Source organism: Variovorax sp. dw_308 (genome assembly GCF_019207085.1).
Lineage (GTDB): Bacteria > Pseudomonadota > Gammaproteobacteria > Burkholderiales > Burkholderiaceae_C > Variovorax.
Map to the genome: position 1 here is coordinate 729,900 of NZ_JAATOM010000001.1, position 23,991 is coordinate 753,890.

Genomic DNA, 23,991 nt, shown 5'->3' on the forward strand with positions numbered 1-23,991 from the left:
ATGTAGTGACCGACGCTCCGGGCGTCAAGCCGCGACAATGCCGCGTTGCGTCTTTTGCAACATCCGGGATGCCAAATCCATGTCTTCTTCGACCGAATCGATCGTTCCGGGCGGCGGCTGTTTCTGGTGCAGCGAGGCGGTATTCGACCGCGTGCAGGGCGTCACCGACGTGGAATCGGGCTATTGCAACGGCTCGGCGATGAATCCGAGCTACGAGCAGGTGTGCACCGGCCGCACCGGGCATGTGGAAGTGGTCAACGTCGAGTTCGACACCGCGCAGATCTCCCTGCGCGAGATCCTCGAGATCTTTTTCGTGGTGCACGACCCGACCACGTTGAACCGCCAGGGCAATTCCAGAAGACCTTTGCGAGCCGGGTGAAGCGCTGAATACCACCGTCATCTCTTCGCTGCTGCCGGTCGTGCTACTGATCGTGGCGGGCTACCTCGCGGGCAAGCGCGGCTGGATCGGCGGCAAGTCGGTGAAGGACCTGTCGAACCTGATCTTCATGCTGCTGGCGCCAGCGCTGCTGTTCCGCTCGATGAGCACGGTGCATGTCGAGCAGCTGAGCCTGCGGCCCGTCGCGGCCTACTTCCTGGCGGCAGGGCTGATCTTCGCGGCGACGATGCTGTGGCGCGGCTTCAACCGGACGGCCGCCGTGCTGGCGCTGGCCAATACGTACAGCAACACCGTGATGATCGGCATCGCGCTGGTCGGGCTGGCCTACGGGCCGGACGGCATGGTGGTGCTGCTGACGCTGATCTCGCTGCATTCGCTGGTGCTGCTGACCAGCGCGACGGTGGTGCTGGAACTGGCGGTGGCGCATGAGAACGCGGCCCGCAGCGGCGCCGGCCGGCAAGATCGCAAGGCGATGCTGCGCACGGTAGGCCGCGCGCTGCGCAACGCCATCGTCCATCCGGTGCCCTTGCCGATCATCGCGGGGCTGCTGTTCGCGCAGACCGGCTGGACGCTGCCGGTGGCGATCGATACGCCGATCAATCTCCTGGGCCAGGCCTTCAGCCCGGTGGCGCTCGCGATGGTGGGCGTCACGCTGGCGCTGACGCCCGTGGGGCAGCACTGGCGCGGCGCACTCGTGCAGGCCCTGTTCAAGAACGTGGTGCATCCGCTGCTGACGCTGGGGCTGGGCTGGGCGATGGGCCTGCGCGGCCTGCCGCTGGCAGTGATGGTGGTGGCCGCCGCATTGCCGATCGGCGCCAACGTGTTCCTGTTCTCCCAGCGCTACAAGGTGGCCGAGGAACTGGTCACGGCCAGCGTGGTGGTGTCGACGGTGCTGGCGCTGGTGACGCTGTCGGGTGTGATGGCGCTGGTCGGCTACCTTTGACGCAAGGCGCGGCGCTGCAATCGCGGCCCCTGGTCTAGTTGGCCGTGATTGAAAGATGGTAGGTCACGTCCTGCAGTGCGTCCGCCGCATAGCAGCCGGTGGCGATCCAGCGAAGCTTGTGCGCGCCGACGCTCAGCGGATAGACGAAAAGGTAGTAGCCCTGCTCGGCGCTCGGCACCAGGGCGAGATCCTTTGCATACCTTGCCCCGCTGGCAGGATCGGGTGAGTACTGGCCGATGTTGTTGGGACCCATCTGGGCGTTGTAGATGGGAGACTGACTGCCACCAGGCCCCGTGAAGTATCTCGTCGGGCGGGGGACCTTGATGCCGTCGATCCAGACCGAAATCTCGGCCGGCACGCTGCACGATCCCGCCCCGCGCACGAACTCTTCCGTTCGCGTGGATTCAGGAAGGTCGTTCAGGAACGCCGAATAAGAGTTGTTGATCAAGGGGAAAAAGATGGCCTTCCCGGCCGGGATACTGCAATTGCGGGTGGCCGTGGTGCCTTGGTAAACCCCACCGAGGAACCATACTTTTCCAACCTGGCGTTCAGCGCAGAACTGACCCGTCATGTCCGTCAGCGGATACCTGTCAGCCGGCATGGATGCGATCCACTGTTGCCATTCGACGGCCCATCGACCATAGGTTTGCCCACCCGGCAGCGAGTAGATCGGGGCGATGAGCGGCAATCCTCGTACGGCATCGCCTGCGGCATTGATTGCCGCAGATACAGCCGACGCCTCGGGGAAAGAAACATCGTCTCGGGGGCCGGGTGCCCTGCCCGGGCCACACTGGCCCGACGGCCCGCACCGGCCGGCATCGGCTGATGGAGAAAGGCCTGAAAGCGCGACAAGCGCCGACGCCAGCAAAACTGCTTTTGTTTTCATGCTTCCCCTCCTGGGAGACCCCCGTGATCGAGGGGCCGCGAGTGTAGTCCCCGATGTGTGCCGCGGGACATGCCGGGGACGAACACTTACCTCGGTAACGCCGAGACCGCAGACGCATATCGGCATCGTCGGCGGTGAGTCGGCGAACGGTGTCTTTGAAGAAAGAAGGTTGGTCGCAGAGGCCGACGAGTGTGCGCGGCGCTCGTCCTGAGGGGCTCGGCTCTATGGCGCGAGGCGCTCGCGACGCCAGGATCCGTCCTCCCGCCGATAGCGCAGCCGGTCATGCAGCCGGCTCGCGCGCCCCTGCCAGAACTCCCAGCGGTCCGGCACCAGCCGATAACCACCCCAATGCGGCGGCCGCGGCGGCGAGAGCAGATGCCTTGCCGCGATCACCGCGGCGTTTTTCACCAATACCTGCCGCCCCTCGATGACTTCGCTCTGCGGACTGGCCCAGGCGCCGATGCGCGAATCCAGCGGACGGCTGGCGAAGTAGGCGTCACTCTCGGCGCCATCGACTTTCTCGACGCGGCCTTCGATGCGCACGACGCGTTCCAGCTCGACCCAATGGAATTGCAGTGCGGCAAAGGGGTTGCCCGCCAGTTCCTGGCCCTTGCGGCTCTGGTAGTTGGTGAACCAGACGATGCCGCGCGCGTCGTAGCCCTTGATCAGCACGATGCGGGTCGACGGCCGCAAGTCGCCGGCCACGGTGGCCAGCGTCATGGCGTTGGGTTCGGGCACCTGGGCGTCGATGGCTTCGGTGAGCCAGCGCTCGAACTGCTGCAGCGGGTCGCCGGCGCTCGCGGTTTCGTCGAGTTCGGCGCGCTCGTAGCTCTTGCGCAGCGCGGCCAGGGAATCGTTCGGTGAGCTCATGCGGTGATTGTCGCGCCGGACACCGATACTCCGGCCATGACCAACACACTGCCCACCGTCATCGTGCTGGCTTCCGGACGCGGCGAGCGCTTCGTCGCTTCCGGCGGCAGCGGTTCCAAGCTGCAGGCCCTGCTGGCCGGCCAGGCCGTGCTGGCGCGTACGCTGGCCCATGTCCAGGCGAGCGGCCTGCCGTGGCACCTGGAAGATGCCGGCCATCCCGGCATGGGCGACTCGATCGCGGCGGCGGTGCGCAACACGCCTGACGCGGCGGGATGGCTGATCTTGCCGGGTGACCTCCCGCTGGTGCAGCCGTCCACGTTGCGGCAGGTGGCGGCGGCGCTCGGCGGCGAGGCGCAGGCGGCGCAGCCCTTCTTCCGCGGCGAGCGCGGCCATCCCGTCGGCTTTGCGCGGGTGAATCGCGAGTCGCTGATGGCGCTGCAAGGCAACCTGGGGGCGGCGCCCGTGCTCAAGGCGCTGCGTGGCGCCGGGAAGGTCGCGGACATCGAAGTCGACGACGTCGGCATCGTCACCGACATCGACACGCTCGACGCCCTGGCGCGCGCCGAAGCGTTGCTGCTCAACCCTTAGAGATGACCGCGCAGGCCGTGCGCGGGCCCGAGTTGCCGGCCGGCTGCGTCTTGAAGTCGTCCGGGTCGCGGTGAACCACCAGCGCGCGGCCCACGACGTTGTTGGCGGCGCCGTCGGTCAGCGAGATGGCATGGACTTCCACGTCGAAGCGCGCGACACCGGCGGCGTCGGCCTTCAGGCTGGGCAGTTCGCCGGCATGGCTGCCTGCCGCCTCGAACTTCCCATGCGTGCCACCGGCCGGATTGAAGTGGCCGCCGGCTGCCATCGCGTTGTCGCCGCAGTCGCCCTTTTCATGGATGTGGAAGCCATGTTCGCTGCCCGGGGGGAGGCCGCTGACTTCGCCCGTGAGGCGGACGCCATGCTCCAGCGCCGTGAAAGTTGCCTTGCCCTGGGTCGGGTTGGGCGTGATGGCGCCCGTGGGCGCGAGGTTGGCGACGGCACCGGCCTTTCCCATTCCCATGCTGCCGCAACCGACCAGCAAGGCGCTCGAAAGGGCGAGGGTGGAAAGGGCGAGGGTGGTCAAGGCGGCGAATCGAAATGTCATGGCTTCTCCAGATGATTGGCCGGTCCAGTATCGGGCGGCCTCATGTCCGGGTAAAGCCGCGCAGCACAAGCCTGCGCCTCACGGGGACTTGTCCGGCGACGCCTGTCGCCGCGACGCCAGGTCACCGTGCGATGCGACCGACAGGTCCTCGCCTGCCATCCTCACCAGCCGCGCCAATGCCGCGTCGTGGATGCCGTGGCGGCGCAGTTCCAGCAAGGTCTGTCGCGCGTAGTCGATCGACGTGCCGTAGCGGCCTGCCGCGCTGGCGAAGATCTCGCGATAGCGCGCCTCGCCCAGTTCGCCGGTGAAGTTGGGGCTGCGCCGCGACAGGGTGAAGGCCAGCGCGCGAACCTTGCCGCCGGGCGTGCTGCAATCGAGCCAGCGCGGGTCGTAGACGCCGGTCGGCATCTCGCGCAGCCATAGCCGGCCCAGCGTTTCCAGCCCCTCGGCCGCCGGGATGCGGAACACCATGCCCTGAACGCTGCCGCCGGAGAGCAGGCCGAACACCAGGCCGGGGTTCGCCGGCGTGCCACGGTTGACGCGGCTCCACATCTTGAGCGCGCGGTGCCAGCCGTGCACCTTCGCGGGCCGTCGCTCGGCATGCTCGAACTCCTGTTTCCAGATCAGCGAGCCATAGCCGAAGAGCCAGAGGTCGTGGTGGCCGCCCCATTGCTCGATCACGCGGTCCAGCATGGGCTTCGGATCGCGCAATGGCTTGGGCATGGGGTCGAGCCCGGGCGGGCCGGGGTCGGGTGCAGGTGCACCTACAATTTGAGGCTCATGGTTCACCGCACCATTATTTACTTGCCCCTTAATAACGGAGTCCGCCCGATGGCATCCCCCAGCGACGACGACAGTCAACAAAATCTCATCCTCGGCATCGCAGTGGGCGTCATTGCGCTCGTGCTGTTCCTCGTGATCGGCATTGCGCTCTATGCAAACGGCAAGGCGCACAAGGCCAAGCCCGTGGTTGCGGCGGCCACCGCGCCGGTCGTGGCCACGGTCACTGAAACGGTGGTGGTCGTTATTCCGGACGGCGCGAGCATCCGCGTGGAGAACGGCGTCGTCAACTTCTACTTCGCAACCGGCAGCACGGACCTCGCGCCCGGCGCGGCCGAAGCGCTGGCCGCCGTCATCCAGGGCATCCAGGGCGGCAAGCGGGCCGTGATCTCCGGCTACCACGACACCACCGGCGACGCCGCCATCAACGAGCAACTCGCCAAGAAGCGCGCCGAAGCGGTGCGCGACGTGCTGGTCGGACTTGGTGTGCCGGCCGACAAGCTCGAACTGAAGAAGCCCGAAACCACCGAAGGCAGCGGCAGCAACGCCCAGGCGCGCCGCGTGGAAGTCAAGCTGGGGGATTGAGCCCCCAGTCGCAGTGGCAAAGCCACATCGACCCGAGATACTGTTCCGCGCGCAAAGGCGCAAGAGCGTATCGATGAAAAGCCCGGTAACACCGGGCTTTTCATATTGCTTTGGTACGATGATTGGCCATGACCACACACCCCACAGTTCTAAAGGTCACCGAGCGGATTCGCGTGCGCAGCCAGCCATTGCGCAATGCCTATCTGCAGCAGCTGGCCGAAATCCGTGACCGCGATCGGGGCTCCGATCGCATGGGATGCGCCAACGTCGCGCATGCAGTGGCCGCGATACCGGCCAACGACAAGTTCAGGGTGGTGAGCGAGCGGGCGCCCAACATCGGCGTCGTGACCGCCTACAACGACATGCTCTCGGCCCACGCGCCGTACCAGGGCTACCCCGACATCATCAAGAACGAGGCGCGCAAGCTCGGCGCGACCGCGCAGGTGGCCGGCGGCGTGCCCGCCATGTGCGACGGGGTGACGCAGGGAACGCCCGGCATGGAACTGAGCCTGTTCAGCCGCGACGTGATCGCGATGAGCACGGCCGTCGCCCTCACGCACGACATGTTCGATGCGGCGCTGCTGCTCGGCGTGTGCGACAAGATCGTGCCGGGGCTGCTCATCGGGTCGCTGCACTTCGGCCATTTGCCCACGGTGTTCGTGCCGGCGGGGCCGATGCCCTCGGGCCTGTCGAACACGGCCAAGTCGAAGGTGCGCGAACAGGCTGCGCAGGGCCTGGTCGGGCGCAAGGGACTGCTCGAGGCAGAAATGGCGGCCTATCACGGCCAAGGCACCTGCACCTTCTACGGCACCGCCAACAGCAACCAGATGCTGCTGGAGGCCATGGGCCTGCATGTGCCGGGCAGTGCGTTCATCCAGCCCGGCGACTCGATGCGCGAGGCGCTGACGCGCGAGGCGGTCCGCACCGTGCTCGGACGCGCCGCGGCCCAGGCCTACGACTGCCCGCCGATCGGCGTGATGGTCGACGAGCGGGCCATCGTCAATGCGATGGCCGCGTTGCTCGCCACGGGCGGCTCGACCAACCACCTGATCCACTGGGTCGCGGTAGCCCGCGCGGCGGGCATCGTGATCGACTGGGATGACTTTTCCAGGCTCTCCGACGTGGTGCCGCTGCTGGCCCGCGTGTATCCCAACGGCACGGCCGACGTCAACGAGTTCCAGGCCGCGGGCGGCCCCGGCTTCGTGATCGGCGAACTGGTCGAGGCCGGCCTGATGCATGGCGACGTGATGACCGTGCGCGCCGGTGGCATCCGCGAATTCGGCGGCATTCCCGAACTGGCGGATGCAGCCAATGCCACGTTGCGCTGGAATGCGGCCGCGCCACTGGCCAACGAGGCGATCACGCGACCGGTCGGCCAGCCCTTCAGCGCCACCGGCGGCCTCAAGCTGCTGAACGGCAACCTGGGCCGCAGCGTGATCAAGGTGTCGTCGGTGCCCGAGGACCGCCATGTGATCGAGGCGCCGGCGCGCGTATTCGATTCGCAGTTCGCGCTGCAGAAGGCCTTCACCGCTGGCGAACTGGACCGGGACGTCGTGTGCGTGGTGCGCTGGCAAGGTCCGCAGGCCAATGGCATGCCCGAGTTGCACAAGCTCACGCCGCCGCTGTCCGTGCTGCAGGGCAAGGGCTTCCGCGTGGCGCTGGTCACCGACGGGCGCATGAGCGGCGCGTCGGGCAAGATCCCCGCGGCCATCCACCTTTCGCCGGAAGCGGCTGCCGGTGGCCCATTGGCCAAGGTACGTGACGGCGACCTGGTCCGCCTCGACGCGGTGGCCGGCACGCTGGCCGTTCTGCTGCCGGACGACGAATGGGCCGCGCGCGAGAACGCCGTCCAACCCGAGTCCCAACGCGATGCCGACGGCCGCGGCCTCGGTCGCGAACTGTTCGCCGGCATGCGCCGCAATGCTTTGACCGCAGAAAAAGGAGCCTGTACATGGCTGTGAAAGAGACATTGACCGCGCTCCAGGTGATGCGCGACGCACCGGTGATACCGGTCATCGTGCTGCACGACGTGGCTCATGCCGTGCCGTTGGCGCGCGCGTTGGTGGCCGGCGGCATCCGCATGCTGGAAGTGACGCTGCGCACGCCCCAGGCGCTGCAGTGCATCGAGGCCATTGCCAAGGAAGTGCCGGAGGCCGTCGCCGGCGCCGGCACCATCCGCAGCTCCGCCGATGCGCAGGCTTCCGCGCTGGCCGGCGCCAAGTTCGGTGTGAGCCCCGGCTACACGCGCGCCGTCGGCAAGGCCTGCCGCGACATCGGCCTGCCGCTCTTGCCCGGCGTTGCCACCGGCAGCGAAATCATGACGGCGCAGGAAGACGGCTTCACCGAGCTCAAGTTCTTCCCCGCCATGCAAGCCGGCGGCCTGCCGATGCTGAAGGCCTGGCAGGGCCCGTTCGGCGACGTGACCTTCTGCCCCACCGGCGGCGTGAGCCTGGGCAACGCGCCCGACTTCCTGGCCCTGTCCAACGTCGCCTGCGTCGGCGGCTCGTGGATCGTGCCGACCGACGCCATCGCCAACGGCGACTGGGCCCGCATCGAAACGCTGGCGCGCGAGGCGAGCCAACTCAAGCGCTGAGGTCCGTCGGACGCGGACACGGACGCGGGCAGCCGAACGCAGAAGGAAGACAAAAGTACGCAGAGGTCGCAGAAGAAACTCAAGAAATGCTTCTGCATTCCTTTTGCGACTTCTGCGTTCGGCTGCCCGCATCCGGCTGTTCGGCTCCCCGTTTTCAGAGCGTCAAAATGGCGCTCATGGAGTCCACAACACAGACCCTCAAGGTCATCGCGTTCGACGTCTTCGGCACGGTCGTCGACTGGCACGGCGGCATCTCGGCCGAGGTGGCGCAGGCGCTGCCCGAGGTCGATGCCGATGCGTTTGCGCTGGCCTGGCGCGCGGGCTACCAGCCGGCGATGCGCGGCGTCATGGAACGGCTCGCGGCGGGCGAGGGCGGCTTCACGCTCGTCGATGAACTGCACCTCGCCATCCTCGAGGACGTGTTGCGCGAGTTCAAGGTCGGCCGTCTCGACAAGGCCCGGAAACGCGAGTTGAACCGCGCCTGGCATCGGCTGCCGGCCTGGCCCGATTCAGTCGAGGGACTGACGCGCCTCAAGCGCAAGTTCACGATCTGCACCTTGTCGAACGGCAACATCGGCCTGCTCACCGAGATGGCCAAGCGCGCCGGCCTGCCCTGGGATTGCGTGCTGTCGGCCGAAGTATTCAAGGCCTACAAGCCGGACCCGCGCACCTACCTGGGTGTGGCTGGGGTGTTCGACCTCAGCCCCGGCGAGGTCATGCTGGCCGCCGCGCACCATGACGACCTGGAGGCCGCGCGCAATTGCGGCCTGCAAACCGGGTACATCGAGCGTCCTCTGGAGTACGGCGCGAAGCGTCCGAAGGACGTATCGTCGCGTGAAAGCAACACTTTTCACGCCCGCGATATCAACACGTTGGCGGATTTGCTGGGCTGCGCCTAGCGCTGCCGGCGACGCTTCGAGGCGCCACGCGGCGCCTCCCCGCGGCGCTGCGCCAACACCTGGCGCCTCTGCCGTGCGCCCGACGGCAGGTCGATTTGCAGGCCTTTGGCAGCTGACGCACCGCTGCGGCCGGCCGCAGTTCGCCTGCACGCCTGCCTAAAACCGCACTGTACTTCCATAGCGTCGGTGCCTTTGGCCAATTGACAAATCAATTCGTCTTGAGGCGGGTCTTGCATTGACTAGTGCATTCATTCCGGGACGCTGGCGCACTGCCGTCGCAGCGCAAGCGCTGGAATAAGCGCGTCGACTTGAAAAAATGAGATGCCGCGGCAGCTGTGAGAATGAATAAATGACAAGTGCGTTAATTGAATTAACAATTGCGGTGATTGAAAATTCAGAACCTTTGGTTGTGATCGTTTAGTCGTCATGATTTACTTGGAGGCTGGAATATTGAGCTACTAACGTTTTTTCAAATTGTCAATGAATAAGAATCACCGAGTCATCTGGAACGAATCACTCAATACATACGTTGCCGTCCAGGAAACGGCCAGGGGGCGCAGCAAATCCAGCACACGCAGCAAGGTTTCGCACTGGCTGCTCGGCGCGGCGGCGCTGGCGAGCGGCCCGGCGATGGCGCTCGAGGTCACGATCGCCCCGGACTGGGACAGCGCCGGCAATAGCAACGAGGTGGGCCAAACCGTCTTTACGTCGAACGGCACGCACAGGCTCGCCGGCCCCGCCAATTTCCAGAATATCCCGGCCGGCTACTTCATTCCATGGGCAGATGCGGTCTCGCAAGGCTATGCCACAGCGCCGGACGTGACGGGAAAGATGCAATTGGTCGTGGGTGCCAAGAATTCCACAATTACGGTGCCAGATTCGATCACCGGCAATATGCAATCGCTGCCGGTCTATAGCGCATCGTCATTTACGCAAGGGCCCATCGGCGCTGCTTTTGCAAATGCCTACTTCGTCAACGCGGTGCAGATTTTCCCGAAAGACGCGCAGGCCTATGTCGACTTGCGCCTGGCGACCGTCCAGAACGGCACGCTCAACGTCGACCTGGGTACGAGCCGGGTCGACCTGAATGCCGCGAAGCAGACCGCGCTGATCTATGTCGACGGCACGACCGGCAACAAGACGGAGGCCGTCTGGCGATCGGGCAACTACGTGAAGTTCGGCGACGCCTTCCAGATCACCGCTGCCCCGGCGCAGACGGCCGCGCGCGACCAGACCTTCGATGCCGTGGCCTACACCGGCACCTTCAACGTCACGGACGCCAAGGGCGCCACCACCTCGCACACGGTCACGGACCTGGCCTCGCTGACCCAGTACAACGCCTGGCTCGTGCAGGAGATCCAGGCGGGCCGCATCGACTACGCGAACTACGACGCGAGCGTGAAGCTGGCTTACGGCACGTCGCCGGTCAGCGTGCACATCATGCCGACCGGCAGTGACGCGCCACTGCCGCCCAACGATCCCCTCTACATCGATGCCGGCAAGCGCGCGCTGCTGCTGGCCGTGGGCGCCAACGCCACCGCGCGCGTCGCCAGCCCGACGGGCACCACCGTGGAGATGGCGGATGGCGACGCATTGCGCGGCGAGCAGGGCGCCACGGTCATCAACGACGGTCGCATCGCCACGACCGCCGGTACTGCCCGTCCGTTCGTGGTCCTGGGGGGCTCGCAGGGCACCAACAACGGCGTGGTGACGGTGGGCTATGCGTCCACGGCGGCCGATGCGTCGGCGCCGGGCGTGGTCTACATCGGCGGAAACAGTTCGGTCGACGGTGCGGGCTCGGTCCTGACCAACAAGGGCATCTTCAACGCAGGCGCGGTCAATTCCGACACCCGGGCGCTCACCGGCTTCTCGCGCGTCGACGTCACCAACCAGGGCACCTTCATCAACGAAGGTGCGATGAACATCGGCTCCAACGATTCGGAGCTGGCCAGCCCGGTGCTCGGCGTGATGGCGAGCAACGGCAGCAAGGTCGTCAACACGGCGACCGGCGTGCTGTACCTTGGCCGTGAAGCGGCCGGCTCGATCACGCCGGGAAGCCTGGCCGGCAGCATGGCCGCGGGCGGCGCCGACACCTCCGTGCGCGCGGGCGGGCAGGCGGTAGTCGTCCATGGCGGCAGCCAGTTCCTCAACGACGGCTATATCGGCATCGGCAGCGGCATGCAGGATGCGACGGGCATCCTCGTCCAGGGCGTGACTTTGGCCAGCGTGGTGAACAACGGCACGATCGACGTCAAGGGGGCGCGTGACGGCTCGCCGCTGGCGAACCGCGGGATCTGGGTCCAGGGCAACAGCGGCAGCTCGACCGTCAGCAACACCGGCACGATCAACCTGCTCGGCACCAACGGCGTGGGCCTCAAGGCCACGGATGGCGGCAAGGCAACGAGCACCGGCACCATCAACCTCGGCACTTCGAGCGACAAGGACCTGCCCAACTACGGCGTGTGGGCGGAAGGCGTCGGCAGCGCGGTGACGCTGGGCGGTGTGGTGAATCTGAGCGGGGACAACGCGATCGGCGTGCACGCCCGCGCGGGCGGCCGGATCGACGTGAGCGGGGGCAACGTCAAGTTCAACGACGGCGAGCGCCAGGTCGGCTTCTTCGCCCATGGCGTGGGCTCGGTGGTGAACATCAACAACGCCCCGGCAGGCGGCGCGCTGGACGTGGCCACGAAGAACTCGACGCTGTTCCGCATCGAGGACGGCGCCACCATCAACAACGCAACGTCCGCACCACTGGTGGCTTCGGGCGAAGGCTCCACTGCGATCCTGGTCACCGGCGTCGGCTCTTCGGCGAACCTCGACAACATGGACCTGACTGTCGCAGGCAAGGGCGCCACGGCGCTCAAGGTGGAAGGCGGCGCCACGGGCACGATGACCGGCGCGGCCAAGGTCATCTCGTTCCGCGACGACACCATCGCCGTCTCGGTGGACGACAACAAGCACGACCTGGGCGGCAATATCGTCGGGCGAGGCGATTCCAGGTTCACCAATACCGCCGACATCACGGTGGACGACAGCGCCAGGAACGTCACCGTCTTCCAGGTGAAGAACGGCGCCGAGTTGAGCAATGCCGGCGATATCGACCTGGCGCACGGCACCGCCATCGAGATCACCGGCGTGGGCTCGCGCGTGACGCCGGTCGATGGCAAGGCCGGCACGATCACCGTGCACGACGGCAACGCCGGCATCTGGGTGCATGGGGGTGGCACGCTGACGACCTCGGACACCATCACGGTGGACAAGGGCGCCTCGGGCGTGCTGATCGGCACGGACGCGGGGCGCGTCGTGCTGACGAAAGACGCTTCGATCATCGGCCTGGGTGGCGGCTTCGGCAATCTCGTCACCAACCAGGGCCAGGCGGGCAACACCCTGCTGGACGGCACCTTCCTTGAGATGAGGGGCAGCGGCGCCGCCTTGCTGACCGAGAACAACCTCGACGCGGCCTCGCACGGCACGATCCTGGTGAGCAGCAACACGGCCGGCAAGGGGCTGGCACTGACCAACGCCAACGGTACCGCCACCACCGGCGACCTGGTGGTCGGCGATGCATTCGACATCAGCGTGACCGGCAACGGCTCGGGCGTCTATGCCAATACGACCGGGAACCTCACCGTGACGAGCAAGTCGGTCCAGGTCAGCGGCACGGGCCAGGCAATCCTGGTCAAGTCGGCCGATACCGTCACGATCGACGCGGGGGCCAACATCACGGGCACGAATGCAGGCGCCGTGCTGGTGCAGGGCGCGGCCAGGACGCTCGTCAACCACGGCACCTTGCTGGGGGTGGCCGGCTCCAACGCCGTCGTGCTGGACGACGCGGGCCACGCCTTCGAGAACAGCGCGGGCGGCGCTGTCACGGGCAACGTCCTGCTCGGCAACGGAACGAACACGGCGCTGCTGGGCAGCAGCACGATCACCGGCAACCTCGTCGGCGGCGCCGGCCAGGACACCGTGACCGTGCGGGGCAACAAGGCCATCGTCACGGGCCGCCTGGACGGCGGCGTGGGGGGCGCGACCGACACCCTGATCCTGGACAACACGCAGATCGCCTACGACAGCGCGACGTCCGGTATCCGCAACTTCGAAAACGTGGCGCTGACCAACGGCTCGGTCGTCACGCTGAAGACGGCGCTCAAGCTCGACGACAACCAGGCCGACACCGGCATCCTCTCCATCGACAAGAGCAGCTCGCTCGTCACCGCGACCGGCGGCGCGTTCGCGCTGAACAACAAGCTGGCCGGCACCGGCACGGTCGTGACGGACACCGCGGGCCAGGCCTTCGATTTCACGCGCAACGTCGGCGGCGCGTTCGCGGGGACGGTCAAGCTCGGCGACAGCAGCTTCGCGCTGGGCGGCGCCAATACCGCGGCCCTGCAGAACGCCACGCTGGAACTCGGCCAGCAGAGCATCACGACAGTGGGCGACGGCGAGCAGAAGATCGGCGGCCTGAGGTTCAACGGCGGCGCCGCCTTGTTCAACGGCACGGCGCCCGACCACAAGGTCGCCGTCAGCTCGATCACCGTCGGCACGCTGGACGCGAGCGGCACGGGCACGGTCCAGGTCAACGTGCCGGCGCCCTACAACGCCGTCACGCCGACGGTCGACACCCGGGCTTCGCTGCTGGAGCAGGATGACGCGAACATCGGCCTCAAGCTCGTCAACGCCGCCGCCACGGTGGGCACCGGCGGCAACCTCGTGCTGCGCGACCAGGGCGGGCAACCGATCTCCGCCAAGCGCACGCTCGACATCGCCCAGGGCGGACAAGTCGTCGCGAAGGGCGACTACGACTATCGCCTGGCCGTCCGGCAAGACGACGGCCTCTACGTCAACTACGGCTTGACGAAGCTCGACCTGCAGCAGGGCCAGACGCTGACGCTGCAGCAGCGCAGCGGCGCGACGGGCGAAGCGGGCGACCAATCGGCCCGGATCACCGGCAGCGGCAACCTGGCGATCGATGCCGGCACGGGGCTGGTGTCCTTGTCGAACACGGCCAACGACTACACCGGCCAGACCACGGTCGCCGGTGGCACGCTCCAGCTCGCGGCCGACAACGCATTGGGGAACACGCGTTCGCTCAACCTGCAGAATTCGACGCAGGCCCAACTCGCCGGGCACCTGCAGACCATCGGCCAGTTGCAGGCGGATGCCGGCTCGATGCTGGACCTGGGCGGCGGCACGCTCAACCTCGTCAATGGGGGCAGGGCCGACGGCGGACTGACCGGCGCGGGCCAGCTCAACATCGTCGGCGGCACGCTGGCCGTTTCGAGTTCGAACGCTTCCATGACGGCGGCCACGTCCATCGCCCAGGGCGCCGCGGCTTCCATCCGGCAGGTGGATGGCCTGGGCAGCGGCGCGATCGCCGACGCCGGCACCTTGACCTTCAATGGCGCGCAAGGCGCCTTCGTCAACCCCGTCAGCGGCGCCGGCAATGTGGTCAAGAACGGCCCCGGCGCCGTGACCGTGAAAGACAACGTGCAGCACACCGGGCGCACCGACATCAACGGCGGCGCGCTCATCGCGGGCGGCAGCTTCGGCGGCGCTGGCGCGGGTGAAGTCACGGTGGCTCAGTCCGGCGTGCTGTCGGGCACCGGCACGGTGAACGGCCATGTGACCAACTACGGCACCGTGGCGGCCTTCAACGCGCTGGGCGCGACGCCGAATCCGGGCAACAGCGTGTTCACGCTGGCCAATGGCCTCGGCAACAACGGCATCGTGAACCTGGCCGGCCCCATCGGCAGCACGCCGGGCAACAACCTGGTGGTGACGGGCGGCTACGTCGGCAACAACGCCAGCCTGGTGATTCGCACCGTGCTGGGCGGCGACGCGTCGGCCACCGACAAGCTGGTGATCGACGGCGGCAGCGCCACGGGCTCGACCGGCCTGGTGGTGAAGTCCGCGGGCACCGCCGGCACGCAGACGCGGCAAGGCATTCGCGTGGTGGAGACGCGCAATGGCGCCACCACCACGGCCGGCGCCTTCGCGCTGGACACCCGCTCCGATGGCTTCCGTGTCGGCAGCAATGCGATCGCTTCCGGCGCATTCAACTATCGGCTCGTGCGCGGGGGAGACGGCGGGCAGGTGCAGGATTGGTACCTGGTGAACACCTCGAGCCTGGTGGCCTTCAGGCCGCCGGTCGACGGCGGTGGCGGCGGCGGATCGGTGGCGGGGCCTGTGTACCGGCCGGAGGTGGGCGGTTATCTCGCCAATCGCCAGGCCGCGCTGCAGATGTCGGTGCACACCCTCCACGAGCGGCAGGGCCAGGCGCCGGGGCAGGAAGGCAAGGACCTCAAGGCGTCGAGCGACGGCAACGGTTGGCTGCGCGTGGTGGACACCTATGGCAGCCGCGACGGTGCGAGCCCGCAGTCGACGATCGGCGCCCGCACCTACATCCTGCACGGCGGCGCCGACCTGGCCCGCTTCAACGTCGGCAGCGAAGGCAGTGTGCGGATCGGTGCGATGGGCATGTACGGCAGGACGCAAAGCAGTTCGGTCAACGCCGACGGCAGCTCGGCCGCCGGCACGGTCGACGGCTACAACCTGGGCATGTACGCCACCTGGTACGGCAACCGCGACATCCTCTCCGGCCCGTATGTGGACGCATGGATCCTGGGCGGCTCCTACAAGAACAAGGTGCAGGGCCTGGGGCTGCAGCAGGAGTCGTACCGCTCGCGCGGCATCACGGCTTCGCTGGAAGCCGGCTACTCGTTCAAGGTGTTCGACAACGGACGGAGCCAGATGTATGTCGAGCCGCAGGCGCAATTGATCCTGCAGGACCTGCGCGCCGACAACCACGTCGAGTCCACGAGCACGGTGGTGTCGCGCCTGAATGTGAGCGGCCCCACCACGCGCGTCGGTTTGCGCGTCCATGGCAACACGGACGACGATGCGGGCAACAAGCTGATGCGACCCTTCGCCGAGGTGAACTGGTGGCGCGGCACCGCCGCCGACAAGTCGATGATGTTCGACGGCGATCGTGTCGTCGATCGCATGCCCAGGAACCGCTTCGAGGCCAGGATCGGCCTGCAAGGCAACGTGACGAAGCGCGTCAGCGTCTGGGGCAGCGTGGGCGGGGAGTTCGGTGCGCGCAACTACATGGCGGGCAAGGGGCAGGCCGGCGTGAAGTACAGCTGGTAGGCCGCGTCCCGGGCGATGTAGGGCACGTAGCGGAAATCGCGGATCGATGCCACCCGGCCGCCGGCCCAATGGATCTCGATGAAGTAGGTCGGCGCTTCGGATTGCGCCTGCGTCCGGACCGCCAGCGCCTCGCGGCCCTCCAGCCATGCGGGCAACAGTTGCCAGCCCGCGGTTCGGTCGTAGTTGCTGAAATACTGGCCGACTTCGCGACGGCCCGCGGCCTTGCGCCGGGACACGAGGTCGAGCCGCACGTCGTCCGCGAGCAGGGCACGCACGCCGTCCCAGTCGTGCGCGTTGAACAACGAGGCGTAGCGCAGCAGGGCCGGCGAGATCGGCGATGCATTGGGCGCAGGGGATGGCGCCCTGGCCGCTTGCCGCAGCACGGCGCGCCCACGATGCAGCGCGGACTTGACGGCCGGCACGCTCAGGTTCAGTTCGAGTGCGATGTCCTCGGCGGAATGGTCGAGCACGTCTTTCAGGATCACGCAGGCGCGCTGGGCTGGCGCCAGCGCCAGGAAGCACGCGATGGCAGCCCGGGTGGCCTGGCTTCGCGCCAGCATGTTGTCGGGCTCGCCCGCCGCATCGTCGGCGACATCGCTCGCGGCTTCGATCGGCTCGTGGCGCCGGTATTTCTCATGGCGCAGGTGGTCGATGGTCTTGTTGTGTGCAATGCGAAAAAGCCAGGGGCGCAGCGGCGGCAAGGCCCGGGACTGCGACAGTTCGAAGAGGGCGGCGGCCAGCGTGTCCTGCACGACGTCTTCCCCGTCGGTGACGGAGCCGGTCATGCGTGTGCAGTAGCGGTGCAGGTCGGGCCGGATGTGCGCGACCAGCGCAAGGAATTGCCGGCGCCCCTGCTCCAGCATGCCGATGATGTCGCCGGGCTCGGCCTGGTCATTCGCCGATGAATCCATAGGATCCGATCTCCGTCAGTTGCACACGGTGCGGTGGAACTTCGCAGCGCTCCTTGACGCCCGCCGAGAACGCCTGGAAGGCCGGCAGCGAGGTCAGCGCATTGGTGCCGTCGACCTCGCTGTGGGCGACGACATGAATGAAGCTGACGCCGTCTTCCAGCTTGAACGTCGCGTAGCGTAGTCCTTGCGGCCGTGCCTGCTCAAGGGCCTCGTACACGGCCTTGGACAGGCGTTCGTTTTCGGCGACGCAATCGGGCTTGAGTTTGTAGCTCACCATGTGTTTCATGACGTTCCTTCGGTTGATGTTGAGAGGCCCCCAGGACCGGGTGGCGCCCGGCCCGTTCCCACGCGGGGGATTGAGTCGAGATGTCGACGCCACATCGACTCAAGAGGCACATCAACAGGACGTTTGGGCACCGCGAAAGGATGCGGTGCGGCGCGAAATCAATCGACGATGAGCTTTTCGACCGTGCGCAGGTTGCGCGTGGTGATGCTGGCCTTGTAGGTCTGCCTGGCCAGGAGCCTGGCGACGGGCGTGTCGGTGCTGCTGCCGCGCGGGCATTGCCAGTACAGCACGCCCTTGCCGGCCTGCAGCCGTTCGATGGTGGGATCTGATTTCCCGGCCTGGCGGATCAACGCGTCGAGCACCTTGGCGTCGGAGCTGAAGACGACATAGGGATGGCGCTCGTCGTCGATGCGTGCAAAGGGCCACGCGGCCGCTGCGTGTGCCAGTTGCGCTTGCGTTTCGAGCACGATCCAGGCGTCGTAGCCGAAGCGCTCGCGCAGCGCGGCCTCGATGCGCTTCTTGAGCGTTGCGGCGCTGCCGGTGGCGTCGAACAGTACGTTGCCGCTGGCCAGCACCGTGCGCACGTTCGCGAAGCCGAGGTCGACGAACAGCTTCTTCAGGTCGACGCTGCGGATGGTGATGCCATTCACGTTCACTCCGCGCAGCAACGCGACGTGACGCGTCATGGCGCCAGGGTCAGCGCAGCCCGCCGCCGGCGGCTTGTTCTGCGCGCTGTATCAGCTCGATCTTGTAGCCGTCAGGGTCGGTCACGAAGGCGATGACCGTGGTGCCGCCCTTGACCGGACCCGCCTCGCGCGTGACGTTGCCGCCGTTGGCCTTGATCTTTTCGCAGGCCGCGTAGGCATCGGGCACGCCGAGCGCGATGTGGCCGTAGGCGGTGCCGAGCTCGTAGCTCTCGGTGCCCCAGTTGTACGTCAGCTCGATCTCGGCCTGCGCCGGATTGCCTTCGTAGCCGACGAAGGCGAGGCTGTATTTGTACTCGGGGTTTTCGGAGGTGCGCAGCACTTGCATGCCGAGCACCTGGGTGTAGAAGTCAATCGAGCGCTGGAGGTTGCCAACGCGCAGCATCGTGTGGAGGAGTCTCATGAAAAGCATTATTGCTCTCCCACATTGCGCTGCGCCACCGCGCCGCCGATGCCCGTCGGCCCCGCGCAAGAACCTCCGCCGGCAGTGCTCTCTCAGCGCTTGGGCATCTCGAACACGAGGCAGGTGGTCGTGGCGTGCGCGTAGAGCGTGCCGTCTGGCCCGAACAGGCGGGCCTCGGCCGTGGCGAGCTGCTTGCCGCAGTGGATGACCTTGCCCTCGGCGCGGACGCGCTCGATCCTCGGCGTGAGGCCCTTGACGTAGTTCACGCCGAGTTCGGCCGTGGTGTAGCCGCGGCCGGGCGGCATCATCGTGTGGACCGAGCAGCCCAGCGCCGAATCGAGCATCGTCGCGACCCAGCCGCCGTGGATGGTGCCGAGCGGGTTCAGGTGCTGGGGCAGCGGCGTGCCCTGGAAGATGGCGACGCCGGGGCGGGCTTCGATGATCGTGAACTCCAGCGTCTTGGCGATCTGGGCATAGGGAATCTCTCCGGCCAGCATCATCTGCATGACTTCGAGGCCGGTCTTGCCTTCCAGCTGGTCGGGGCGCGCCAGGCCCGGGCCGGGGCCGGCATCGAGGCGGGCGATGACTTCGCGCTCTTCGGCGAGCCACTGTTCGAGAAGGTTGTTTTGCGACATGGTCTTTCCTTTACGGTTGCATATGCAATGATTGTAGCTACAATCAAAGCCATGACGCAAATTTCCAAACCCCAAGGGTGTACGAATTTCAAGCTCCGGCAGCTGGGCCGCGTGGTCTCGCGCCACTATGACGCGCACGTCGCGGCGAGCGGCCTGAAGACCTCGCAGTACTCGCTGCTGTCGCATGTCATCAACCTGGGGCCGTTGCGCCCGGTCGACCTGGCCCGTGCCATGAGCGTCGACGCTTCCACGCTCACGCGCAACCTCAAGCCGCTGGTGGCCGCGGGCTGGCTGGTGCAGGGCGAGGGCGCCGACGCGCGCAGCCGCCTCATTGCCGTGACGGAGGCGGGCATTGCCAAGCGCAAGGAAGCGCAGGTGCATTGGCGCGAGGCGCAACTCGGCCTCAACAAGATCCTTGGCGTGGAGCGCGTGAGCGCGCTGCACCAGCTCATCGACGAGTCGCTAGCGCTGCTGGGTTCGGACGAGCCCGCCGCGCAGGCCGAACACGTCGCCTGAGTTCCAGCACCCTTTCATTCCAGTTCAAGCAGGGCCCCCATGTTTGCCTCACAACTCTCCGCCTGGCTGCAACGCCGTGGCATCCACTACGGCTGGATCGTCGCCGCCGTCACCTTCCTGACCATGCTGACGATGTCGGCCGCGCTGGGCCTGCCGGGCGCGATGCTGAAGCCGCTCACCGCGGAATTCGGCTGGAGCACGGAACAGATCTCGTCTGCGTTGGCGCTGCGCTTCGCGCTGTTCGGCCTGATGGGGCCATTTGCGGCGGTGCTGATGGAACGCTTCGGCCTGCGTGCCGTGATGTGCGCCGGCCTCACGCTGGTGGGCGCCGGCATGGCGCTCGTGACCGTCGCCAGCCAGTTGTGGCAACTCTTCGTGCTGTGGAGCCTGCTGCTCGGCCTCGGCACCGGGTTGACGGCGCTGGTGCTGGGTGCCGTGGTCGCCAACCGCTGGTTCGTGGCGCGGCGCGGGCTGGTCGTCGGCATGCTCACCGCCAGCGCGGCGACGGGGCAGCTCGCGTTCCTGCCCTTCGCGGCCTGGATGATCGAGCACTGGGGCTGGCGTTCCGCCGTGGCACCGCTGTTCGTGGGCTGCGTGACCATCGCGGTGCTGGCCCTGTGCCTGGTGCGCAATCGTCCGTCCGACGTGGGGCTGCTGCCGTATGGCGAAGCGCCCGGCATGCAACCGGCGGGGCCCGCGGCCGCGCCGATGGTCATGAACTTCGGCACGCCGTTCAAGGTGCTGGGCGAAGTCATCGGCAACAAGACCTTCCTGATCCTGGCCGGCACCTTCTTCATCTGCGGCCTCAGCACCAACGGGCTCGTGCAGACGCACTTCATCTCGCTGTGCGGCGACAACGGCCTGAGCGCGGTGCCGGCGGCATCGGTGCTCGCGATGATGGGCGCCTTCGACTTCGTCGGCACGATCCTGTCGGGCTGGCTGTCGGACCGCTATGACAACCGCAAGCTGCTCTTCTGGTACTACGGCCTGCGCGGGCTCTCGCTGTTCTGGCTGCCGCATTCGGAGTTCACGATCTACGGCCTGGGCCTGTTCGCGATGTTCTACGGGCTCGACTGGATCGCGACCGTGCCGCCGACGGTGAAGCTGGCCGGCGCCACCTTCGGGCCGCAGAAGGTCGGGCTGGTGTTCGGCTGGGTCTTCGCCGCGCATCAGCTCGGCGCGGCCACTGCCGCCTATGGCGCGGGCTTCGCGCGCACGTTGCTGCTGACCTACACCCCGGCCTTGTATACGGCCGGTGCGGCCTGCCTGCTGGCCTCGGTGCTGGTGATGATGATCCGTCGCCCGGCGAAACAGGCGGCCAAGCCCGTCGCTTCGGCCACGGCTCGCGCCTGAAACAGGGAACCCCATGTCCAACACTGCGAATCCCGCCAACGGCGCCAATCCCGCGCCGGCGCGCGCCGCCGGCAACCTCGACCCGCGCACGCGGATGCTGCTGGAGGCGCCGATCGTGCCCACGCTGCTGAAGTTGGCCGCGCCCAATATCCTGGTGATGGTCGCGCAGGCCGCGACCGGCCTCATCGAGACCTACTTCGTCGGCAAGCTGGGGCTCGATGCGCTGGCGGGCATGGCGCTGGTGTTCCCCATCGTGATGCTGATGCAGATGACTTCGGCGGGCGCGATGGGTGGTGGCATTGCGTCGGCGATCGCGCGTGCGCTCGGCGGCGGTCGTCGCGCCGATGCGGATGGGCTGGTGCTGCATGCCATGGTCATCGCGCTGGGTTTTGGCGTGGTGTTCTCGCTGGCCTTGCTGCTGGGCGGGCGCTGGCTCTACACGCTGATGGGCGGCTCGGGCCAGGCTCTGGAGGCCGCGCTGGTCTACTCCAATTGGGTGTTTGTCGGCGCGATCCTGGTGTGGCTGTTCAACTCGCTGGCCGCGGTGATCCGGGGGACGGGCAACATGACGGTGCCGGCCAACGTGATGGTGGCGGGCGTCGTGTTCCTGGTGCCTGCGTCGCCGCTGCTGATCTTCGGCTGGGGCCCGATCCCGGGCATGGGCATCGCGGGCGGCGCGGTGGCGTTGCTGCTGTACTACCTGCTCGGCACGATCGCGCTGGTGGTGTATCTGCGCTCGAACCGCAGCCTGCTCAAGCTGAAGCTCACCGGCATCCGGCTGCGCTGGGCGCTGTTTCGGGACATCCTGCGCGTCGGGCTGCTCGGGTCGGTTTCGACGTTCTCCACCAACCTGGCCATCGGCGTCGCCACGGCGCTCGCCGGGCACTTCGGCGCCAGCGCCATCGCCGGGTACGGCACGGCATCGCGCCTCGAATACCTGCTGGTGCCGCTGGTCTTCGGCCTGGGTGCACCGCTGCTGGCGATGGTGGGCACCTGCATGGGCGCGGGGCAGCGCGAGCGTGCGATGCGTGCCGCATGGGCCGGCGCGGCCCTGGCGTTCGCGTTGACCGAGACCATCGGCCTCGCGGCGGCACTGTTTCCACGCCCCTGGTTGCAACTGTTCGGCAGCGATCCGGGCATGCTCGAGACCGGTACGCAGTACCTGCAGGCGGCCGGGCCGATGTATGGCTTCTTCGGCGTCGGGCTGGTGCTGTATTTCGCCTCGCAAGGGGCGGGGCGCTTGCTGTGGCCGGTGATGGGCAACCTGGTGCGCCTGGCGGTTGCCGCCATCGGTGGCTGGCTGGCGCTGCGCTGGGGCGGCAACCTGGGGCAGGTGTTTTCCATGCAGGGCGTGGCGATGGTGGCTTACGGAGCCGTCATCGCGGCGGCCATCGCGGGCGGCGCGTGGTTCGGTCGCGTCGGCTGGCCGCGCACCACGGCCGGCATGCTGCGGCGTGTTCAGCGTGCCTGAATTTCTTTTCTTCCAATGACAACCGAAAGACGTAGATGAAACTCAAGGATTCCGTTGTGTTCGTGACCGGCGCCAATCGTGGCCTGGGGCTTGCATTTGCGAAGGCCGCGCTGGCTGCCGGCGCTCGCAAGGTCTATGGCGCGGCGCGCGATCCTGCGAGCATCACGCTGGCCGGTGTGACGCCGGTGGCGCTCGATGTGACCAACGCCGCCCAGGTCGAGGCTGCGGCGAAGGCATGCGGCGACGTGACGCTGCTGATCAACAACGCGGGCATCTCCAGGGGTGGTGCGCTGCTCGGTGCGGCAGATGCCTTCGACGCGGCGCGCGCGGAGTTCGAGACCAACTTCTTCGGATCCTGGGCCATGGCGCGTGCATTCGCGCCGGTGCTCAAGGCCAATGGCGGCGGGGCGATCCTCAACGTGCTGTCCGTGCTGGCCTGGCTGAGCCTGCCGGGTGCGGCCACCTACAGTGCGTCGAAATCGGCCGCGTGGTCGTTGAGCAATGGGTTGCGCGATGGGCTGCGCGGGCAGGGAACGCAGGTGACGAGCCTGCATGTCGCGTTCATGGAGACCGACATGACGGCGGGCATCGCGGGGCCGAAGGCTTCGCCTGATGACGTGGCCCGCCAGGCGCTCGAAGGCGTGGAGGCGGGCCAGGTCGAAGTGCTTGCCGATGCGTTGACCCGTCAGGTCAAGCAGAGCCTTTCTACCGAGGCTCCGGCCTACGCTGCGGCGCGCTGAGGAAGCACGCGCCCTCAGGCCTTAGCGGCGATACGGATTGTCGGGCGCGCGGTCGTATCGGTTGGGCACGCCGTCGCCGTCACGGTCGTGGCGGTAGTAGCCGTGGCGCTCGTCCCAGCGGTGGGCGCGATCATGGTCGTAGAAGCGGCGTTGCGGCGGCGGAGGCGGGCCGTAGTAGACCGGCGCCGGGCGCACGTACACGGGCGGCGGGGGCGCCACGATCACCGGGGGCGCGCCGAGGTAGACCTGCGCGTCGATGCGCGGCTGTGCTTGCGCAATGGTCCCCACGGCGCCGAGCGAAAGGAGGGCCGCTGCGGCAACTGCGAAACTAAGTTTTTTCATGACAACTCCAGAAGAGCGATAAGTGCCTTCATGGTGGCATCCCCATGTCAACGGCGTGTAAGCGAGGAGCGAAGTGTCATGAAGTTGTGCAAGCCGTCAGGGCGCCATCAGCGTCGCGCGTGGCAATCCACTGCGACGCGGAGGGCGCGCTGACCTACAGCGCCTGCACCTGGCCAGAACCCGCGCGGCATTTCGCGAGTCAAGTTAGCCTGTCGCCATGGACTCCCTGATCGCCGCCTCCGCACGCGCCCTTGCCGCGGGCGATGCGCTCGGCGCGCTCAAGCGCGTGGCCCTGCGCGACGACCCGCCGGCGCTGGCGCTGCGCGGCATCGCCATGGCCCAGCTCGGCGAACTCGTGCGCGCCCGCGAACTGTTGCGCCGCGCCGCCCGCGGATT

The 23,991-nt window shown here is 67.4% G+C and carries 20 protein-coding genes and 5 pseudogenes; 14 read left to right on the plus strand and 11 right to left on the minus strand.

What is annotated here, in order from left to right; genetic code table 11:
- Positions 1 to 79 precede the first annotated feature (79 nt).
- Both msrA and HCU76_RS03185 read left to right on the plus strand, forming a co-directional pair.
- Positions 80 to 352 (plus strand): annotated as a pseudogene (gene msrA, locus HCU76_RS03180) (peptide-methionine (S)-S-oxide reductase MsrA); the annotation flags it as partial.
- 31 nt (positions 353 to 383) lie between these two features.
- Positions 384 to 1,340 (plus strand): AEC family transporter, encoded by a 957-nt coding sequence (locus tag HCU76_RS03185; protein ID WP_218508482.1) that lies wholly within the window; start codon positions 384 to 386, stop codon positions 1,338 to 1,340.
- Between the two features lie 34 nt (positions 1,341 to 1,374).
- On the opposite strand, the gene HCU76_RS03190 is transcribed toward HCU76_RS03185, so the two are convergent.
- Positions 1,375 to 2,226, minus strand: a complete 852-nt coding sequence (locus HCU76_RS03190; RefSeq protein WP_213957003.1) for a hypothetical protein — start codon at positions 2,224 to 2,226, stop codon at positions 1,375 to 1,377.
- A gap of 222 nt (positions 2,227 to 2,448) precedes the next feature.
- On the minus strand, positions 2,449 to 3,096 hold the full coding sequence (gene pdxH / locus HCU76_RS03195) for a pyridoxamine 5'-phosphate oxidase (RefSeq protein ID WP_213957002.1): 648 nt from the start codon (positions 3,094 to 3,096) through the stop codon (positions 2,449 to 2,451).
- Between the two features lie 36 nt (positions 3,097 to 3,132).
- On the opposite strand from pdxH, the gene HCU76_RS03200 reads away from it, so the two are divergent.
- Complete coding sequence (locus HCU76_RS03200) at positions 3,133 to 3,684, plus strand: NTP transferase domain-containing protein (protein WP_218508436.1); 552 nt, start codon at positions 3,133 to 3,135, stop codon at positions 3,682 to 3,684.
- On the opposite strand, the gene HCU76_RS03205 is transcribed toward HCU76_RS03200, so the two are convergent.
- Both HCU76_RS03205 and HCU76_RS03210 read right to left on the minus strand, forming a co-directional pair.
- A complete protein-coding gene (locus HCU76_RS03205) occupies positions 3,674 to 4,228 on the minus strand; it encodes a superoxide dismutase family protein (protein ID WP_218508437.1) in 555 nt (184 codons plus the stop codon). The genes HCU76_RS03200 and HCU76_RS03205 overlap by 11 nt on opposite strands.
- A gap of 78 nt (positions 4,229 to 4,306) precedes the next feature.
- Complete coding sequence (locus HCU76_RS03210) at positions 4,307 to 4,951, minus strand: gamma-glutamylcyclotransferase (protein WP_218508438.1); 645 nt, start codon at positions 4,949 to 4,951, stop codon at positions 4,307 to 4,309.
- Between the two features lie 108 nt (positions 4,952 to 5,059).
- Between HCU76_RS03210 and HCU76_RS03215 the strand changes: the two genes are divergently transcribed.
- The 5 genes and pseudogenes from HCU76_RS03215 to HCU76_RS37120 all read left to right on the plus strand — a co-directional run.
- Positions 5,060 to 5,593, plus strand: a complete 534-nt coding sequence (locus HCU76_RS03215; protein ID WP_218508439.1) for an OmpA family protein — start codon at positions 5,060 to 5,062, stop codon at positions 5,591 to 5,593.
- Between the two features lie 128 nt (positions 5,594 to 5,721).
- A complete protein-coding gene (edd, locus tag HCU76_RS03220; RefSeq protein WP_218508440.1) occupies positions 5,722 to 7,554 on the plus strand; it encodes a phosphogluconate dehydratase in 1,833 nt (610 codons plus the stop codon).
- Positions 7,545 to 8,186, plus strand: coding sequence for a bifunctional 4-hydroxy-2-oxoglutarate aldolase/2-dehydro-3-deoxy-phosphogluconate aldolase (locus tag HCU76_RS03225; RefSeq protein WP_218508441.1), 642 nt, complete (start codon positions 7,545 to 7,547; stop codon positions 8,184 to 8,186). The genes edd and HCU76_RS03225 overlap by 10 nt, the downstream gene beginning before the upstream one ends.
- 176 nt (positions 8,187 to 8,362) lie before the next feature.
- The gene (locus HCU76_RS03230) at positions 8,363 to 9,085 is read left to right on the plus strand and encodes a haloacid dehalogenase type II (RefSeq protein ID WP_213956995.1); all 723 of its coding nucleotides are present in this window, start codon (positions 8,363 to 8,365) and stop codon (positions 9,083 to 9,085) included.
- A 480-nt stretch (positions 9,086 to 9,565) separates the two neighbouring features.
- Positions 9,566 to 9,694: pseudogene (locus HCU76_RS37120) on the plus strand (ESPR domain-containing protein); the annotation flags it as partial.
- A 3,385-nt stretch (positions 9,695 to 13,079) separates the two neighbouring features.
- Here HCU76_RS37120 and HCU76_RS37125 read toward each other — a convergent pair.
- A pseudogene (locus HCU76_RS37125) lies at positions 13,080 to 13,148 on the minus strand (hypothetical protein); the annotation flags it as partial.
- 923 nt (positions 13,149 to 14,071) lie between these two features.
- On the opposite strand from HCU76_RS37125, the pseudogene HCU76_RS37130 reads away from it, so the two are divergent.
- Positions 14,072 to 16,234: pseudogene (locus tag HCU76_RS37130) on the plus strand (autotransporter outer membrane beta-barrel domain-containing protein); the annotation flags it as partial.
- Here the strand turns inward: HCU76_RS37130 and HCU76_RS03240 are convergent.
- From HCU76_RS03240 to HCU76_RS03260, 5 genes are all read right to left on the minus strand, one after another.
- A complete protein-coding gene (locus HCU76_RS03240; RefSeq protein WP_218508443.1) occupies positions 16,189 to 17,145 on the minus strand; it encodes a sigma-70 family RNA polymerase sigma factor in 957 nt (318 codons plus the stop codon). The pseudogene HCU76_RS37130 and the gene HCU76_RS03240 overlap by 46 nt on opposite strands.
- A complete protein-coding gene (locus tag HCU76_RS03245) occupies positions 17,126 to 17,431 on the minus strand; it encodes a hypothetical protein (protein ID WP_218508444.1) in 306 nt (101 codons plus the stop codon). Before HCU76_RS03245 ends, HCU76_RS03240 begins: the two co-directional genes overlap by 20 nt.
- 158 nt (positions 17,432 to 17,589) lie before the next feature.
- A complete protein-coding gene (locus HCU76_RS03250; RefSeq protein WP_218508445.1) occupies positions 17,590 to 18,117 on the minus strand; it encodes a DUF1697 domain-containing protein in 528 nt (175 codons plus the stop codon).
- A 10-nt stretch (positions 18,118 to 18,127) separates the two neighbouring features.
- Positions 18,128 to 18,538, minus strand: a complete 411-nt coding sequence (gene gloA, locus HCU76_RS03255; RefSeq protein ID WP_213956991.1) for a lactoylglutathione lyase — start codon at positions 18,536 to 18,538, stop codon at positions 18,128 to 18,130.
- Positions 18,539 to 18,630: 92 nt separating this feature from the next.
- Positions 18,631 to 19,173, minus strand: a complete 543-nt coding sequence (locus HCU76_RS03260; RefSeq protein WP_218508446.1) for a PaaI family thioesterase — start codon at positions 19,171 to 19,173, stop codon at positions 18,631 to 18,633.
- Between the two features lie 51 nt (positions 19,174 to 19,224).
- Here HCU76_RS03260 and HCU76_RS03265 point away from each other — a divergent pair, with 51 nt between their 5' ends.
- The 4 genes from HCU76_RS03265 to HCU76_RS03280 all read left to right on the plus strand — a co-directional run bounded on the left by HCU76_RS03265 (position 19,225) and on the right by HCU76_RS03280 (position 23,253).
- Positions 19,225 to 19,689 carry a MarR family winged helix-turn-helix transcriptional regulator gene (locus HCU76_RS03265; RefSeq protein WP_213956989.1) on the plus strand — a complete coding sequence of 155 codons (465 nt, stop codon included), beginning with the start codon at positions 19,225 to 19,227 and terminating at the stop codon, positions 19,687 to 19,689.
- Between the two features lie 39 nt (positions 19,690 to 19,728).
- Positions 19,729 to 21,042 (plus strand): MFS transporter, encoded by a 1,314-nt coding sequence (locus HCU76_RS03270; protein ID WP_218508447.1) that lies wholly within the window; start codon positions 19,729 to 19,731, stop codon positions 21,040 to 21,042.
- A 94-nt stretch (positions 21,043 to 21,136) separates the two neighbouring features.
- The gene (locus tag HCU76_RS03275) at positions 21,137 to 22,513 is read left to right on the plus strand and encodes an MATE family efflux transporter (RefSeq protein ID WP_256353971.1); all 1,377 of its coding nucleotides are present in this window, start codon (positions 21,137 to 21,139) and stop codon (positions 22,511 to 22,513) included.
- A 35-nt stretch (positions 22,514 to 22,548) separates the two neighbouring features.
- Positions 22,549 to 23,253, plus strand: a complete 705-nt coding sequence (locus HCU76_RS03280) for an SDR family oxidoreductase (RefSeq protein WP_218508449.1) — start codon at positions 22,549 to 22,551, stop codon at positions 23,251 to 23,253.
- A gap of 21 nt (positions 23,254 to 23,274) precedes the next feature.
- Here the strand turns inward: HCU76_RS03280 and HCU76_RS03285 are convergent, their stop codons facing one another.
- Positions 23,275 to 23,595: a hypothetical protein gene (locus tag HCU76_RS03285; RefSeq protein ID WP_213956985.1), complete on the minus strand. Its 321-nt coding sequence runs from the start codon at positions 23,593 to 23,595 to the stop codon at positions 23,275 to 23,277.
- A 217-nt stretch (positions 23,596 to 23,812) separates the two neighbouring features.
- Here HCU76_RS03285 and HCU76_RS36475 point away from each other — a divergent pair.
- Positions 23,813 to 23,991, plus strand: a pseudogene (locus tag HCU76_RS36475) (helix-turn-helix domain-containing protein); the annotation flags it as partial.

Excerpts from the sequence above, each read along its gene's own strand:
- HCU76_RS03280 (WP_218508449.1), top strand. The coding sequence starts at position 22,549 with ATGAAACTCAAGGATTCCGTTGTGTTCGTGACCGGCGCCAATCGTGGC.
- HCU76_RS03240 (WP_218508443.1), bottom strand. The coding sequence starts at position 17,145 with ATGGATTCATCGGCGAATGACCAGGCCGAGCCCGGCGACATCATCGGC.
- HCU76_RS03210 (WP_218508438.1), bottom strand. The coding sequence starts at position 4,951 with ATGCCCAAGCCATTGCGCGATCCGAAGCCCATGCTGGACCGCGTGATC.
- HCU76_RS03245 (WP_218508444.1), bottom strand. The coding sequence starts at position 17,431 with ATGAAACACATGGTGAGCTACAAACTCAAGCCCGATTGCGTCGCCGAA.
- HCU76_RS03190 (WP_213957003.1), bottom strand. The coding sequence starts at position 2,226 with ATGAAAACAAAAGCAGTTTTGCTGGCGTCGGCGCTTGTCGCGCTTTCA.
- HCU76_RS03200 (WP_218508436.1), top strand. The coding sequence starts at position 3,133 with ATGACCAACACACTGCCCACCGTCATCGTGCTGGCTTCCGGACGCGGC.
- HCU76_RS03265 (WP_213956989.1), top strand. The coding sequence starts at position 19,225 with ATGACGCAAATTTCCAAACCCCAAGGGTGTACGAATTTCAAGCTCCGG.
- HCU76_RS03215 (WP_218508439.1), top strand. The coding sequence starts at position 5,060 with ATGGCATCCCCCAGCGACGACGACAGTCAACAAAATCTCATCCTCGGC.
- edd (WP_218508440.1), top strand. The coding sequence starts at position 5,722 with ATGACCACACACCCCACAGTTCTAAAGGTCACCGAGCGGATTCGCGTG.
- HCU76_RS03285 (WP_213956985.1), bottom strand. The coding sequence starts at position 23,595 with ATGAAAAAACTTAGTTTCGCAGTTGCCGCAGCGGCCCTCCTTTCGCTC.
- HCU76_RS03270 (WP_218508447.1), top strand. The coding sequence starts at position 19,729 with ATGTTTGCCTCACAACTCTCCGCCTGGCTGCAACGCCGTGGCATCCAC.
- pdxH (WP_213957002.1), bottom strand. The coding sequence starts at position 3,096 with ATGAGCTCACCGAACGATTCCCTGGCCGCGCTGCGCAAGAGCTACGAG.
- HCU76_RS03275 (WP_256353971.1), top strand. The coding sequence starts at position 21,137 with ATGCTGCTGGAGGCGCCGATCGTGCCCACGCTGCTGAAGTTGGCCGCG.
- gloA (WP_213956991.1), bottom strand. The coding sequence starts at position 18,538 with ATGAGACTCCTCCACACGATGCTGCGCGTTGGCAACCTCCAGCGCTCG.
- HCU76_RS03205 (WP_218508437.1), bottom strand. The coding sequence starts at position 4,228 with ATGACATTTCGATTCGCCGCCTTGACCACCCTCGCCCTTTCCACCCTC.
- HCU76_RS03250 (WP_218508445.1), bottom strand. The coding sequence starts at position 18,117 with ATGACGCGTCACGTCGCGTTGCTGCGCGGAGTGAACGTGAATGGCATC.
- HCU76_RS03225 (WP_218508441.1), top strand. The coding sequence starts at position 7,545 with ATGGCTGTGAAAGAGACATTGACCGCGCTCCAGGTGATGCGCGACGCA.
- HCU76_RS03260 (WP_218508446.1), bottom strand. The coding sequence starts at position 19,173 with ATGTCGCAAAACAACCTTCTCGAACAGTGGCTCGCCGAAGAGCGCGAA.
- HCU76_RS03230 (WP_213956995.1), top strand. The coding sequence starts at position 8,363 with ATGGAGTCCACAACACAGACCCTCAAGGTCATCGCGTTCGACGTCTTC.